Origin of the sequence: Mitsuaria sp. BK041 (assembly GCF_014193085.1) — a bacterium.
GTDB lineage: Bacteria > Pseudomonadota > Gammaproteobacteria > Burkholderiales > Burkholderiaceae_C > Roseateles.
Genome location: NZ_JACHYT010000001.1, coordinates 3,501,480 through 3,515,821, shown reverse-complemented (window position 1 = coordinate 3,515,821; position 14,342 = coordinate 3,501,480). Strand labels below are relative to the sequence as shown.

The window sequence follows — 14,342 nt, the reverse complement described above, 5'->3', positions numbered from 1 at the left end:
CCGTCCGCAATCGAATTCCCAAGCATCGCTAGAAGCTGACCATGCACGACAAAGTCCTCATCCTCGACTTCGGCTCCCAGGTGACCCAGCTGATCGCGCGCCGCGTGCGCGAAGCCCACGTCTACTGCGAGATCCATCCCAACGACGTCAGCGACGATTTCATCCGCTCGTTCGCCCCCAAGGCGATCATCCTCTCGGGCAGCCACGCGTCGACCTACGAGGACCACGAACTGCGCGCGCCGCAGGCGGTGTGGGACCTGGGCGTGCCGGTGCTGGGCATCTGCTACGGCATGCAGACGATGGCGGTGCAGCTCGGCGGCAAGGTCGAGTGGAGCGACCGCCGCGAGTTCGGCTACGCCGAGGTCCGCGCGCATGGCCACACCAAGCTGCTGGCTGGCGTCCAGGACTTTTCGACGCCCGAAGGCCACGGGATGCTGAAGGTCTGGATGAGCCACGGCGACAAGGTCACCGCGCTGCCGCCGGGCTTCGTGCTGATGGCCTCGACGCCGAGCTGCCCGATCGCTGGCATGGCGAACGAGGAGAAGGGCTACTACGCGTTCCAGTTCCATCCGGAAGTGACGCACACGGTGCAGGGCGCCGCGATGATCACGCGCTTCGTGCGCGACATCGGCGGCTGCCGCGGCGACTGGATCATGGGCGACTACATCGAGGAAGCCGTCCAGAAGATCCGCGAGCAGGTCGGTGACGAGGAAGTCATCCTGGGTCTGTCCGGCGGCGTGGACTCGTCGGTGGCGGCGGCGCTGATCCACCGCGCGATCGGCGACCAGCTGACCTGCGTGTTCGTCGATCACGGTTTGCTGCGCCTGAACGAAGGTGACATGGTCATGGACATGTTCGCGGGCAAGCTGCACGCGAAGGTGATCCGTGTCGATGCGAGCGAGCTGTTCCTCGGCCAACTGGCCGGCGTGACCGACCCGGAGCGCAAGCGCAAGATCATCGGCGGCCTGTTCGTCGACGTGTTCAAGGCCGAGGCGGAGAAGCTCAAGGCCAGCGGCCAAGGGCACAAGGGCGCGACCTTCCTGGCGCAGGGCACGATCTATCCGGACGTGGTGGAGAGCGGCGGCACCAAGACCAAGAAGGCCACGACGATCAAGAGCCACCACAACGTGGGCGGCCTGCCGGAGCAACTGGGCCTGAAGCTGCTGGAGCCGCTGCGCGAGCTCTTCAAGGACGAGGTTCGTGAGCTGGGCGTGGCGCTGGGCCTGCCGCCGGAGATGGTCTATCGCCATCCGTTCCCGGGCCCGGGCCTGGGCGTGCGGATCCTGGGCGAGGTGAAGAAGGAATACGCCGACCTGCTGCGCCGCGCCGACGCGATCTTCATCGAGGAGCTGCGCAACACCCGTGACGAGGCGACGGGCAAGACCTGGTACGAGTTGACCAGCCAGGCCTTCACGGTGTTCCTGCCGGTGAAGAGCGTGGGCGTGATGGGCGACGGCCGGACCTACGACTACGTCGTCGCGCTGCGTGCGGTGCAGACCAGCGACTTCATGACGGCGGACTGGGCGGAGCTTCCCTACAGCCTGCTCAAGCGCTGCTCGGGCCGGATCATCAACGAGGTGCGCGGCATCAACCGCGTGACCTACGACGTGTCGAGCAAGCCGCCGGCGACGATCGAGTGGGAATGAGCGCTCGACGCTGATGCACAAGGGCCCTTCGGGGCCCTTGTTCGCTATTGCCGTGGCCAGGTCAATTGGGGGTGATCGAACTGATCCGAGGTCGGCCAGCGCTCCCAAGGACTGAACGCCGGGATCGAGTTCTCGCTGGCCCGGGCGAGTTTTGGATAGAACCGAACCGCCGGTAGGCCCTTGAAGTGCGCGTCGCAGGTCACGACTTCGGCACCAAACTTCTGCGCGGTGGCGTAGATGATGGCGTCCGCCAGAGCGAGCTTGTGTTCGACGTTCGCGGAAGCGGCCATGAACGCGGTTCCGCTGTCGAGCGCGTCGACGTGGCACTTCTGCGTCAATCGGACAAGCCGAAGGTGTTGATCCTCGGGGAGTTCGCGCAAGGCCCACTTGGCAAGTTCCATCTGCACGATCGTCGGGACGATGCAGCGCTCGGGCTGGCTGAGGGCCGCATCCACCAGGCGGCCGATGTCCGAGTCGACGAACCACTCAATCCAAGCCGATGTGTCGACGACCAACTTCGGCCCTGTTGCTGCTGCGGGTGGGTCAGTAGCGGTCGTTGCGATCACGACATCCCTCCGTGTTCGCGCCCTTGGCGATGCCCCGCAGCTGCTCGAACGTCACCTCGGGACAAATGAAGACGCCGTCGTGGCGTCGGATCAGCATGAGCTTCTGACCGGGCTTCCATTTCAGTTCCTCGCGAAGCTCCTTGGGAAGTTCAATGCGGTGGCGGGGGGACAGTTCGGCGATTGGTGCGGGCATGTGTCCTCCATGGCGATCAGTGAAGCGGGAAGCCGCCGATTCTTCGCTCACGGGCCTCTGAGGACTACGACCTTGACGAGTGGTGGCCACGCCGTGACTACCGAAGGTCGAGGTGCTGTCGACGTTGATGAGCAGTTGACGTTCGCCATCGCCATGAACCCATGGAGCGCCGGCCGTTGCTGACACGCGGTGACAGGGCGTCTCCCCAGAATCGCACGATCACTTCGACGCCCACGACCCAGGAGGTCCACCATGTCCGACGCCCATCCCGTCTTCGAGTTGCGCCAGTACAAGATCGTCAAGGGCGAGCGCGACCGCTTCATGCGGCTGTTCGACGAGGCGTTCGTCGACTCGCAGGAAGCGGTCGGGATGCGGCTGTACGGCCAGTTCGCCGACCTGGACGACCCCGGCCGCTTCGTCTGGATCCGCGGCTTCGACGACATGGCGGCGCGCGAGCGCGCGCTCCACGCGTTCTATTCCGGCCCAGTCTGGCAGGCTCGCCGCGACGAGGCCAACCCGCTGCTCGACGACAACGACAACGTCCTGCTGCTGCGGCCGACGCCAGGCGGGGCGGTGCCGGCGCGCATCGATGTGGCACGTGACGCGGGCCGAGCGGGCAGGGCGGGCAGGGCGGGCGGCGCGCTCGGCGCGGGCCGCGACGGCGGCACCGGACTCGTGCTGCTCCACCTGTGCTACCTCTGGAAGGATCCCGCCGATCCGGAGGACGGTTTCGCCCGCTTCTTCGAGCACGAGGTCGCGCCGGTGATCGAGGCCGCGGGACTGCCGGTGATCGGCAGCTTCATCCCGGAGCGCTCGCCCAACAACTTCCCGCGACTGCCGGTGCGCGAGGGCGAGAAGGTCTTCGTCTGGATGACGCGTGCCGCCGATGCCGACGACTGGGCCCTGCGCTGGAGCGCGTGCCGGCATGCGCCGGCCTGGCGCGCGCTCGCACCGCGCTGGCTGGACGCGCAGGAACGGGCACCGCAGATCCTGCGCCTGCGACCGAGCGTCGGCTCGGCCCTGCGCTGAGCCGGGTCGACGCGCCGCGGCGCGCCCGCTTGGCTATGCTGCCCGCCATTGCCTCGATTTCCGGATCTCCCCATGCGCAGCGCCCTGTCCATCCTGGCCGTCGTGATCGTGCTCAGCATCATCATGCTCACCGCGAAGAAGCAGATGGAAACCATGAAGACCCGCCCGCCCGCGGCGTCCGCCGCCTCCTCGGGCGCGGCCGCGCCGTCGGACCTGCCTCAGCCCGAGGCCGTCGGCCGCCAAGTGCAGGACCTGATGAAGCAGGGCGAGCAGCGCGCCTCGGAGGCTGACGCTCGATGACCGTGCATGCGCTCTTCTTCTGCCTGCGGCCCGATCCGGCCACCGCGGCGAGGCTGAGCGCCGTGTCGGGCGACATCGCTCGACGCTTCGGGCTGCGCGTTCGACCGCCCCGCACCGAGCGCCTGCATGTGACGCTCCACCACCTCGGCTGGTATGACGACGCAACCGACCAGGCCGAAACGATGGCCGAGGTCCGGCAACTCGCCGAGGACGCCGCCGCGGCGCTGCGGCACGGGCCGGTCCGGGTCGATTTCGACCAGTTGCTGAGCTTCACCCGCAAGCCGCGCAACCTGCCGCTGGTGCTGAGCGGCGGCGCCTGCCTGGACGGCGTGCGCGCGATGCGGGCCGCGCTCGGCGACCGGCTCCATGCGGCGGGCCTGCGGACCGATCCGCACTTCACGCCGCATCTCACGCTCTTCTACGACGACGTCGCCGTCGAGCCGCAGCCCTTCATCGTGCCCGGCTGGACTGCCTCCGAGTTCCTGCTGCTGGACAGCCTGCAGGGACAGTCCACGCACGTGGACCTGGCCCGCTGGCCGCTGGACTGAGCCCGGACCGGGCGTCAGCGGGCCTCGTCGATCGACGGCTCAACCCGCCCGTGGAGCTCGCCCCGCTCAGGCCGGGTCGACGATCTCCCGCGCCAGCGCGCGCAGGCTCAGCGGGGCAGAACCTTCCGCATGATTGGAGATCGTCACGTAGCAGGGCTGGCCGGCCTCGGCGGTGGCGCGCACGACCTTCGCCAGCACGGCTCGTGTCTCCGGATCGGGATCCATGACCTCGGCGTACTCGCCGTACTTCTTCTCCGCGTCCTCGTAGCCGAACGGGCCATGGACGCGGTGCAGGTTCCACCGGCAGACCAGCGGCCCGGGCCACATCGCGCGCAGCAGCGGCAACTGGTCCTGGATCGGGGGCAGCTTCGGATGCAGCCCGAGGCAGTAGCGCGCGCCGGTGTCCTTGAGCACGGCGACGAAGTCCGGCGTGAGCCATTCCGGATCGCGGACCTCCACCGCCACCACCGCCTCCGGCGCCACGTCGCGCAGCGAGGGCAGGGCGGCCAGCATCGCGTGCAGCCGGTCGAGCTGCTCCGGCATCCGGCCCAGCATGGCCAGGGGCAGCGGACTGAGCTGGAACACCAGCGCGCCGATGCGCGCGCCCAGCCCTTGCATTGCGGGTTCGAGGAATTCCTGGACCGCCAGCCGCGGATCGAGGAAGGCCGTGTTGGCCTGGCGGCCGCGGCCGTCCTCGGTCCGCACCTGCGCGTCGGTCACCACGCTCGGCGCCTTGACCGTGAAGCGGAAGTCCTCGGGCACCTGCTGCGCGTAGCGCTCGTACTGGCTGGCCGTCAGCGATTGGTAGAACCCGCGGTCGATGCTGACCGCGCGATGCAGCGGCTGCTGCGCATAGGCGCTCAGGCCGTTGCGCGACAGGGTGGATTCGCCGTGCCGGCCGGCCCAGACGATGCCCTGCCAGCCCGGATAGCTCCACGACGAGGTGCCCAGCCGGATCCGCGGCGACAGCGCGGCGGCGAGGGCGGCCTGCGATTCGTCCACCGGCTGCGGCTGGACGCCGGCGCGGCGGCGTTTCGGCGGCCCGTCCGTGGCGGGCGAGGGCGCGCCTTCGGTGATCGCGCCGCTGGTGTCGTCCGGATCGTCCGCATCACCGGCATCGCTCGCATCGACGCGGTCGACGCGGTCGGCGCCGCGCGCCTGCCGCCCGGTCGTCGCGGGCCGCGCGCCGGGGGCGGGCGCTGGCGCCAGCAGCTCGCCGAAGAGATCGTCCTGATGGCCGGGGAACTCCTGTTGCATGGGCCGGCAGCATAGCGGGCACGGCTACACTGCCGCGCGAGCTTCGCCATGTCCATCGAGCCTTCCTCCCTCCTCCCCGCCGACGAGTACGCGATGCGGCTCGCCCTCGACCAGGCGCAGAACGCCTGGCTGGTGGGCGAGGTGCCCGTGGGCGCCGTCATCATGCGCGCCGGCCAGGTGATCGCGACCGGCTACAACCGCCCGATCACGACGCACGATCCGACCGCGCATGCCGAGATCGTGGCGTTGCGCCATGCCGCGCAGCTGCTGGGCAACTACCGGCTGCCCGAGTGCGAGCTCTACGTGACGCTCGAGCCCTGCGCGATGTGCGCGATGGCGATGATGCATGCGCGGCTCAAGCGCGTGGTCTTCGCCGCGCCGGATCCCAAGACCGGCGTGGCCGGCTCGGTGCTGGACCTGTTCGATCAGAAGCAGCTCAACCACCACACCGCGCTGCAGGGCGGCGTGCTGGCCGAGGCCTCCGCCAAGCTGCTGCGCGAGTTCTTCGCCGAGCGCCGCGAGGCCGCGCGCCAGCTGCGCGAGACGCGTCGCCAGGCGGCCGCCGAGCGGGCCATCGAAGCCGGCGCCGCCGTGGATGCCGACGGCCTGCCCGCCTTGACCGCGCTGCCCGAGGTGCAGGAGTTTCCGGTGATCCCGGTCGGCGACGCGCAATACCTTTCCCCGAATTCCGATCCTCCGCAGGACGACCCGCAGCGATGAGCTCCCTGATCCTCTACACCCCCTCCGGCGTCCTGGCGCAGGCGCAGCCGCTCAAGCGCGCGGCCAAGCGGCTGACGGCGCTCGGCTTCGACGTGAGCATCGACGAGGCCGCGCTGGCGAAGCACCAGCGCTTCTCCGGCGACGACGACACGCGGCTGGCCGCGCTGCACCGCGTCGCCGAGGCGGCGCCGTCGGTGGCGCTGGCCACGCGCGGCGGCTACGGCCTGACGCGGTTGCTCGACCGCATCGACTGGGCGCTGATGGCGCGCAGCGCGGAGCGCGGCACCCGCTGGGTCGGCCTCAGCGACGTCACCGCGCTGCAGCTGGCGCTGCTGGCCCACACGAAGCAGACGAGCTGGGCCGGTCCGATCGCCTGCGACGACTTCGGCCGCGCCGAAAGCGACGGCGGCGTCGACGAGATCACCCGCGACTGCTTTCTCGAGGCGATGGACGGTTCGCTAGAGGCCATCGGCTTCCGCACCGAGGCGGGCCTGGACGGCGTCGAGGCGCGCGGCACGCTGTGGGGGGGGAACCTGGCGGTGCTGTGCTCGCTGCTGGGCACGCCGCACTTCCCGAAAATCAAGGGCGGCATCCTCTTCCTGGAGGACGTCAACGAGCATCCCTACCGCGTCGAGCGCATGCTGCTGCAACTCTGGCAGGCGGGCGTGCTGGACGCGCAGAAGGCGGTGATCCTGGGCAGTTTCAGCGGCTGGAAGAAGTCGCCGCTGGATCGCGGCTACTCGATGAAGAGCTGCGTGCAGGCGCTGCGCGAGCGCGTCAGGGTGCCTGTCCTCACCGGGCTGCCCTTCGGCCATGTGCCGACCAAGGTGTGCCTGCCCGTGGGCGCGAAGGCCGAGATGATGGTCGAGGGCCGCGACGTGATCGTGGCCTGGGGCCATGTCGGCCACGGACACGATCATCACGAGCCGCACGATCACCCCGGCCACGATCACGACCACCCCGGTCACGACCACTGACCGACGTCACGGGCGCCGCGCGAGCGGGGCCGCTATGATCCGCCCCGGCAGCGGCCGGCCTCCACGAGGGGCGCGGCCTTGGCAACAATCTGGCAATGCCGCATCCCCAGGATGCGGCGTTTGCTTTTGGGAAGGATGACGATGTCGTCGGGGCTGTGGAACGCGTCGCTGCACGCGGCTGAGGGCTGGCGTGCGGCGTGGGCCCGGTTCGTGGCGATCCGCCGCCTGGGCGGCGCGGGGGCGATGGCGGCGGCGGTGTGTGCCGCGTCGCTGCTGGCCGCGTGCAACAACAGTCCCTATCCGGCCGGCGCGGCCAAGGACAACACGCTCTACCTGTCCTTCGACGAGCGCTCGCCGCGCTACCTGGATCCGACCGCGTCCTACACCGCGCCCGAGTCGGTCTATACCTACCAGATCACCGAGCCGCTCTACGGCTACCACTACCTGAAGCGGCCCTACACGCTGATCCCGCGCGTCGCGGCGGCGGTGGTCAAGCCGTACTACCTGGACGCGCAGGGCCGGCGCCTGCCCGAGGACGCGCCCGCGGACCAGATCGCGCAGAGCGTCTACGACGTGCCCATCCGGCCCGGCGTCCTGTACGCGCCCAGCCCCGCATTCGCCAAGGACGAGCAGGGCCACTACCGCTACCACCACCTCACGGCGAAAGAGCTCGGCGACAAGCGCTCGCCCTGGCAGTTCGAGCACCAGGGCACCCGGGAGCTCGAGGCCGCGGACTTCGTCTACGCGCTCAAGCGCCACGCGACCACCCGCATCGAGGCGCCGATCTTCGGCCTGTTCTCCGAGCACGTGCTCGGCCTGAAGGCCTACGGCGCGCTGATCCGCGAGGAGAACGCGAAGCTGCTCAAGGGCCTGCCGGAGAGCACGCCCGACAAGCCCTTCCTGGACTTCCGCAAGTGGCCGCTGGAAGGCGCCGAGGCGGTGGACAAGCACCTGCTGCGCGTGCGCATCAAGGGCAAGTACCCGCAGTGGTCCTACTGGATGTCGACGACCTTCATGGCGCCGATCCCGTGGGAGGCGGACCTGTTCTACGCCCAGCCCGGCATGGCCGAGCACGGCCTGTCCTGGAACCAGTGGCCGGTGGGCACCGGGCCTTACATGATGACGACCTACGAGCAGGATCGCCGTCATGTGATGTCGCGCAATCCGAATTACCGCAAGGACGATCTCTACCCCTGCGAGGGCATGCCCGACGACGGTCCCGCGGGGCGCCTGGCCGACTGCGGCAAGCCCATGCCCTTCATCGACAAGATCGTCGCCACGCTGATCAAGGAGCGGGTGCCGCGCAAGGAGATGTTCAAGCAGGGCTACCTGGACCTCCCCGACCTGGAACGCGGCGACTGGGGCGTCGAGTTCTACGCCGACGCCAGCGACTCCGCCGAGACCGACGCCTTCTTCCGCCAGCGCGGCTTCGCCTTCCCGCGCTCGACCGATCCCAACAACTGGTACCTGGGCTTCAACATGCTCGATCCGGTGATCGGCAAGGGCAGGACGCCGGAGGAAGAGGAGCGCCACCGCAAGCTGCGCCAGGCCTTGTCCATCGCGATCGACTGGGAGGAGGGCTACGGCCGCATCTTCAAGAACCGCGGCGGCGTGACGGCCTTCGGGCCGGTGCCGCCGGGCGTGTTCGGCTCGCGCGAGGCGCAGCCGGGCTTCTTCAATCCGGTCACGCACCGGCTGGTCAATGGCAAGGTCGAGCGCCGTCCGCTCGAGGACGCGAAGCAGCTGCTGGCCGAGGCCGGCTACCCCGATGGCCGCGACGCGAAGACCGGTCAGCCGCTGGTGCTCAACTACGACTTCATGCGCACCGTCACGCCGGAGGTGAAGGCCGAGAACGACTGGCTGGTGAAGCAGTTCGCCAAGCTGGGCATCCAGCTCGACGTGCGCGCCACCGACTACAACCAGTTCCAGGAGAAGGTCCGCCAGGGCAAGCACCAGGTCTTCTGGTGGGGCTGGTTCGCGGACTACCCGGACGCCGAGAATTTCCTATTCCTGCTCTACGGGCCCAACAGCAAGTCGCTGCATGAAGGCGAAAACTCGGCCAACTACGAGAGCGCCGAATTCGACCGGCTGTTCAAGCAGGTGCAGGTGCTCGACGACGGCCCGCAGAAGCAGCAGGTGATCGACCGCATGGTGCAGATCGCCCAGCAGGACGCGCCCTGGGCCTTCGGCTACTGGGCCTGGACCGGGCAGGCGTACCAGCACTGGGTCTACAACGGCAAACCCAGCATCGTGATCCGCGATCCGGTGCGCTACTACCGCATCGATCCGCAGGAGCGCGCCCAGCGCCAGGGCGAATGGAACCGGCCGGTCTGGTGGCCGCTGCTGGTGCTGGTGGTGGGCTTCGCCGCCATCGTCTGGATGACGCGCCGCAGCTTCCGCAAGCGCGAAACCGCGACCGCGCGCGGCACCGCCGCGCCGCTGGTCGCCAACGACGCCCTGAGCGCCCCCCGGGGAGCCGACTGATGTTCAAGTACCTGACTCGTCGCCTGGCCTACGGGCTGGCCATCCTGGTGGGCGTCAACCTGCTGACCTTCTTCCTGTTCTTCACCGTCAACACGCCGGACGACATGGCGCGGCTGAACATCGGCGGCAAGCGCGTCTCGCAGGAACAGATCGACAAGTGGAAGGCCGAGCGCGGCTACGACAAGCCGCTGTACTGGGATGCCTCGCGCAGCGGCACCGCGCAGCTGACCCACACGGTGTTCTGGGAGCGCTCGGTGTCGCTGATGCTGCTGGAGTTCGGCCGCTCCGACGCGCGCCAGGCCGTCGACATCGGCCATGAGATCAAGACCCGCATGGGCGTGAGCCTGCAGTTGGCGGTGCCGATCTTCGTGCTGCAGCTGATCGTGAGCGTGGCCTTCGCGCTGCTGCTGACCTTCTTCCGCAACTCGCGCATCGACTTCTGGGGCGTCGTGCTGTGCGTGCTGATGCTGTCGATCTCCAGCCTCTTCTACATCATCGTCGGGCAGTTCTTCTTCTCGAGAGTGCTGCGCCTGGTGCCGATCAACGGCTACGAGCCGGGGCTGGACGCGCTCAAGTTCCTGGCGCTGCCGATCGCCCTGTCGCTGCTGTCGCGGCTGGGCGGCGAGGCCCGCCTGTACCGCGCGATGCTGCTCGAGGAGGTCGGCAAGGACTATGTCCGCACCGCCCGCGCCAAGGGCTTGTCCGAGCCCGTGGTGCTGATGCGCCATGTGCTGCGCAACGCGCTGATCCCGATCATCACCAGCGCCGGCGCCTACCTGCCTTACGTCTTCCTGGGCAGCCTGGTGTTCGAGAGCTTCTTCGGCATCCCGGGCCTGGGCGCCTTCGTCATCGACGCGATCACCGGCCAGGACTTCGCCATCGTGCGCACCATGGTGTTCCTCGGCGCGCTGCTCTACATCGCGAGCAACGCGCTGATCGACGTGGTCTACACCTGGGTCGACCCGCGCGTGCGGCTGACCTGACGCGGCCTCGCGCCGATCCGACAAGAGATTCGACATGGGATTCAAGGTCGTCATCCTCTGGACCGACGTGGCGCTGTGGGCAATGTTCGCGGCGCTGGTGTTCTACATCGCGCGGCTGATCCGGCGCCCGCATCTGCGCGCGAACTGGCAGCGCGTGCTGCGCGATCCGGCCGCGCTGAGCGCTGGCGTGGTGCTGGCGCTGTTCCTGGGCCTCACGGCGCTGGACAGCCTGCACTTCCGGCGCGCGCTGGCCGACAGCCCGGCCGGCCAGCAGTTCTACGAGACCCGCACCGAATCGGTCCTGGACCTGCTGCTGGCGCGCCAGATCGAGATGCGCGAGACCAGCTACTCGGCGCCGCTGGCCTACCAGGGCTTCACGCTGGACAGCGTCGCCCACGGCAGCGAGATCGTGCGCGAGTTCCCGCGACTGGCCTTCGGCGGCGCGCATTTGAAGGATCCGGCGCGCGACTGGTCCGGCGACGTGACGCGGCGCGCGCTGACCGGCCTGGCGCTGGGCGCGCTGGCATCAGTGCTGATCGCGCTGGCGATGGCGGCGGCCCTGGCGCCGCATCACGGCGGCTTCCGCCAGGGCCTGAAGGACCTGCTGGCCGATCGCACGCACTACCCGTGGCGCGCGGCGCTCGGGACGCTGTCGGTCATCGCGCTGCTGGCGGGACCGGTGATCGCGCTGATGGGCCACTATCACGTGTTCGGCACCGACCAGACCGGCAACGACGTGCTCTACCAGGCGCTCAAGAGCATCCGCACCGCCTTCGTGATCGGCGCGCTGTCGACGCTGGCGACGCTGCCCTTCGCGCTGGTGCTGGGCATCCTGGCCGGCTACTTGAAGGGCTGGGTGGACGAGGCGATCCAGTACTTCTACACGGTGCTGACCTCGGTCCCCAACGTGCTGCTGATCGCCGCCTGCGTGCTGATGGTGCAGGTCTTCCTGGACAAGCACCCGGAGGCCTTCGAGACCGGCGCCGAACGCGCCGACCTCAAGATCTTCCTGCTCTGCGTGATCCTGGGCGTGACCGGCTGGGCGACGCTGTGCCGGCTGGTGCGCGGCGAGACGCTCAAGCTGCGCGAGGCCGATTTCGTGCAGGCCGCGACCGCCTTCGGCGTGCGCGACACGACGATCATGGTCCGCCACATCGTGCCCAACGTGATGCACCTGGTGCTGATCTCGCTGGTGCTCAACTTCTCCGACCTCATCCTCTACGAGGCGGTGTTGACCTACGTCGGCGTGGGCGTGGACCCGGGCATGAACAGCTTCGGCGGCATGATCAACCTGGCACGCTCGGAGATGAGCCGCGACCCGGTGGTGTGGTGGAGCTTCGTCGCCGCCTTCGGCTTCATGGTGAGCTTGGTGCTGGCCGCCAACCTGTTCGCCGACGGCGTGCGCGATGCCTTCGACCCGCGCGCCCGCAAGCTGCGGCCGCAGGTGCTGTCGCTCAAGAAGAAGAACGCCCAGGCCTGAGGAACGCCAGATGCTGAAGATCGACGACCTCCACGTCCACCTGGACGCCGACGCCGGCCTGGTGCGCGCCATCGATGGCATGCGGCTGACGCTGGCGCAAGGCCAGACCTTCGCGCTGGTGGGCGAGTCCGGCTGCGGCAAGAGCATGACGGCGCTGGCGCTGATGCGGCTGCTGCCGGACAACGGCCGCATCGCCGGCGGCCGGCTCGAGCTCGACGGCCAGGACCTGTTCGACCTGAGCGAAGCCCGCATGCGCGACGTGCGCGGCGGACGCATCGGGATGATCTTCCAGGAGCCGGGAACCAGCCTGAATCCGGTGATGAAGGTCGGCGACCAGATCGTCGAGGCGATCGAGGCCCACACGCCGTTGCGCGGCGCGGCCGCGCGCCAGAAGGCGGTGGACTGGCTGCGCCGCGTGGGCATCCCCGAACCCGAGCGCCGCATCGACGAGTACCCGTTCCGGCTGTCCGGCGGCCAGAAGCAGCGGATCATGATCGCGATGACGCTGGCGGCCGAGCCAGACTTCCTCATCGCCGACGAGCCGACCACCGCGCTTGACGTCACCATCCAGGCGCAGATCCTGGACCTGCTCAAGGACCTGCAGCGCGAGCGCGGGCTGGGCCTGCTGCTGATCACCCACGATCTCGGCGTGGTGTCGGGGATGGCGCACCAGGTGGCGCTGATGTACGCCGGGCAGATCGTCGAGGTGGCGTCGGCTGCGGAGTTCTTCTCGGCACCTAAACATCCTTATGCGCGCTTGCTGCTGCGCGCACTGCCGGACGCGCAGCGCCGCGGGGAGCCGCTGGCCGCCATCCCGGGGACCGTGCCGCCGTTGTGGCAGACCTTCTCAGGCTGCCGCTTCGCGCCGCGCTGCGATCGCGCCATGGCCCATTGCGCGTCGACCCAGCCGGTGCTTGCCGGACTGGCCGATGTGGCTGTGGGGCATGAAGTGCGGTGTCTGCTTTATGCCGATGCCACGGGGGGCGTGGCGGGAGGATCTGGCGACGTGGCGAGAGGATCTGGGGACGTGGCAGATCGGGAGATCGCCGTCGGCACCGGTGCCCCTCTCCGCTCAGACGCCTCCGCACGCTCGGCATTCGCTCCGAGGGGCACCGGCGCCGACGGCTTCGCGCAGTCGCCATCGCAGCCCCCCATGCAGTCGACCGAGCAGTCGCCTCGGTTGCTGCTCGAGGTGAAGGACTTGACCGTGCGGTATCCGATGGGGCGCGGGTTCTTTGGGGGGACGAAGCGCTGGTTTGACGCCGTCGGCGGGGTCTCCTACTCGATCGAGGCCGGCAAGACCCTGGCCCTTGTCGGCGAGTCCGGCTGCGGCAAGACCACCTCCGGCAAGGCCATCGTCCAGCTGCTTCGGCGCGTGGCGGTGATCGGGGGGCAGGCCTTGCTGCATCCGCCGGTCGCGCCGGTCGACGCCGCAGGGCAGGGCGGGGCGCCCCAGGATCTGTTCCAGCTCGACGGCGACGCGCTCCGGGAGGCGCGCCGGCAGGTGCAGATCATCTTCCAGGATCCGTTCGCGTCGTTGAATCCGCGGCTTCGCGTGCAGGAAGTCCTCGAGGAAGGCCTGCTGGCGCTGCGGCCCGAACTCGATGCGCCGGCACGCCTGGCGCTGCTCCACGAGCTGCTGGACCAGGTCGGCCTGCGCCGCGACGCGCTGGCCCGCTTCCCGCACGAGTTCTCCGGCGGCCAGCGCCAACGCATCGCCATCGCCCGCGCGCTGGCCGTGGAGCCGCGCTTGATCGTCTGCGACGAACCCACCTCGGCCCTGGACGTGTCGGTCCAGGCGCAGATCCTGAACCTGCTGCGCGAACTCCAGCGCAGCCGCGGACTCTCCTACCTGTTCATCACCCACAACATCGGCGTCGTCGAGTACATCGCCGACGAGGTCGCGGTGATGCAGGCCGGCCGCATCGTGGAATCGGGCAGCTGCGACACGGTGCTCGGGCAGCCGCGCGAGGGGTACACCCGGACGCTGCTCGCGGCGGTGCCGCGCGTGGAACGTCGCACGGTCGCCTGACCGCCTCCTTCAGCACGGCGTTCGAGCCGTTTCCTTTCCTCGAAGGGCCGCTCAGCGGCCCTTTTTCATGTCCGCCGCGCGACGGGGAGACGGCCTCGGCGCCCGGGCACCGTGATGGTGCTGAGCG

General features: G+C 69.2%; 13 protein-coding genes. 10 read left to right on the top strand and 3 right to left on the bottom strand.

The annotated features are described in order from the left end of the window. Positions 1 to 41: 41 nt before the first annotated feature. Positions 42 to 1,646, top strand: coding sequence for a glutamine-hydrolyzing GMP synthase (guaA, locus tag FHT38_RS14850; protein ID WP_183492216.1), 1,605 nt, complete (start codon positions 42 to 44; stop codon positions 1,644 to 1,646). Between the two features lie 44 nt (positions 1,647 to 1,690). On the opposite strand, the gene FHT38_RS14845 is transcribed toward guaA, so the two are convergent. After that, positions 1,691 to 2,212, bottom strand: a complete 522-nt coding sequence (locus tag FHT38_RS14845; protein WP_310737382.1) for a type II toxin-antitoxin system VapC family toxin — start codon at positions 2,210 to 2,212, stop codon at positions 1,691 to 1,693. Then, on the bottom strand, positions 2,190 to 2,405 hold the full coding sequence (locus tag FHT38_RS14840) for an AbrB/MazE/SpoVT family DNA-binding domain-containing protein (protein WP_183480784.1): 216 nt from the start codon (positions 2,403 to 2,405) through the stop codon (positions 2,190 to 2,192). The genes FHT38_RS14845 and FHT38_RS14840 overlap by 23 nt, the downstream gene beginning before the upstream one ends. A gap of 252 nt (positions 2,406 to 2,657) precedes the next feature. On the opposite strand from FHT38_RS14840, the gene FHT38_RS14835 reads away from it, so the two are divergent. The 3 genes from FHT38_RS14835 (at position 2,658) to FHT38_RS14825 (ending at position 4,282) form a co-directional block, all read left to right on the top strand. After that, a complete protein-coding gene (locus tag FHT38_RS14835; protein ID WP_091732136.1) occupies positions 2,658 to 3,434 on the top strand; it encodes an NIPSNAP family protein in 777 nt (258 codons plus the stop codon). Positions 3,435 to 3,506: 72 nt separating this feature from the next. Further along, positions 3,507 to 3,734: a hypothetical protein gene (locus FHT38_RS14830; protein WP_091732140.1), complete on the top strand. Its 228-nt coding sequence runs from the start codon at positions 3,507 to 3,509 to the stop codon at positions 3,732 to 3,734. Further along, positions 3,731 to 4,282: a 2'-5' RNA ligase family protein gene (locus FHT38_RS14825; RefSeq protein ID WP_183492215.1), complete on the top strand. Its 552-nt coding sequence runs from the start codon at positions 3,731 to 3,733 to the stop codon at positions 4,280 to 4,282. The genes FHT38_RS14830 and FHT38_RS14825 overlap by 4 nt, the downstream gene beginning before the upstream one ends. 66 nt (positions 4,283 to 4,348) lie before the next feature. On the opposite strand, the gene FHT38_RS14820 is transcribed toward FHT38_RS14825, so the two are convergent. Beyond that, positions 4,349 to 5,539 carry a DUF72 domain-containing protein gene (locus FHT38_RS14820; protein WP_183492214.1) on the bottom strand — a complete coding sequence of 397 codons (1,191 nt, stop codon included), beginning with the start codon at positions 5,537 to 5,539 and terminating at the stop codon, positions 4,349 to 4,351. A 48-nt stretch (positions 5,540 to 5,587) separates the two neighbouring features. Between FHT38_RS14820 and tadA the strand changes: the two genes are divergently transcribed. The 6 genes from tadA (at position 5,588) to FHT38_RS14790 (ending at position 14,215) form a co-directional block, all read left to right on the top strand. After that, entirely contained in the window at positions 5,588 to 6,259 is a 672-nt protein-coding gene (gene tadA / locus FHT38_RS14815) for a tRNA adenosine(34) deaminase TadA (RefSeq protein WP_183492213.1), read from the top strand. Beyond that, positions 6,256 to 7,236: an LD-carboxypeptidase gene (locus tag FHT38_RS14810; RefSeq protein ID WP_183492212.1), complete on the top strand. Its 981-nt coding sequence runs from the start codon at positions 6,256 to 6,258 to the stop codon at positions 7,234 to 7,236. Before tadA ends, FHT38_RS14810 begins: the two co-directional genes overlap by 4 nt. A 243-nt stretch (positions 7,237 to 7,479) precedes the next feature. Beyond that, positions 7,480 to 9,720, top strand: a complete 2,241-nt coding sequence (locus FHT38_RS14805) for an ABC transporter substrate-binding protein (RefSeq protein WP_183492508.1) — start codon at positions 7,480 to 7,482, stop codon at positions 9,718 to 9,720. Further along, positions 9,720 to 10,703, top strand: a complete 984-nt coding sequence (locus tag FHT38_RS14800; RefSeq protein ID WP_147240069.1) for an ABC transporter permease — start codon at positions 9,720 to 9,722, stop codon at positions 10,701 to 10,703. The genes FHT38_RS14805 and FHT38_RS14800 overlap by 1 nt, the downstream gene beginning before the upstream one ends. A gap of 34 nt (positions 10,704 to 10,737) precedes the next feature. Next, positions 10,738 to 12,183: an ABC transporter permease gene (locus FHT38_RS14795; RefSeq protein ID WP_183492211.1), complete on the top strand. Its 1,446-nt coding sequence runs from the start codon at positions 10,738 to 10,740 to the stop codon at positions 12,181 to 12,183. A 10-nt stretch (positions 12,184 to 12,193) separates the two neighbouring features. Then, complete coding sequence (locus FHT38_RS14790) at positions 12,194 to 14,215, top strand: dipeptide ABC transporter ATP-binding protein (protein WP_183492210.1); 2,022 nt, start codon at positions 12,194 to 12,196, stop codon at positions 14,213 to 14,215. Positions 14,216 to 14,342: the final 127 nt, after the last annotated feature.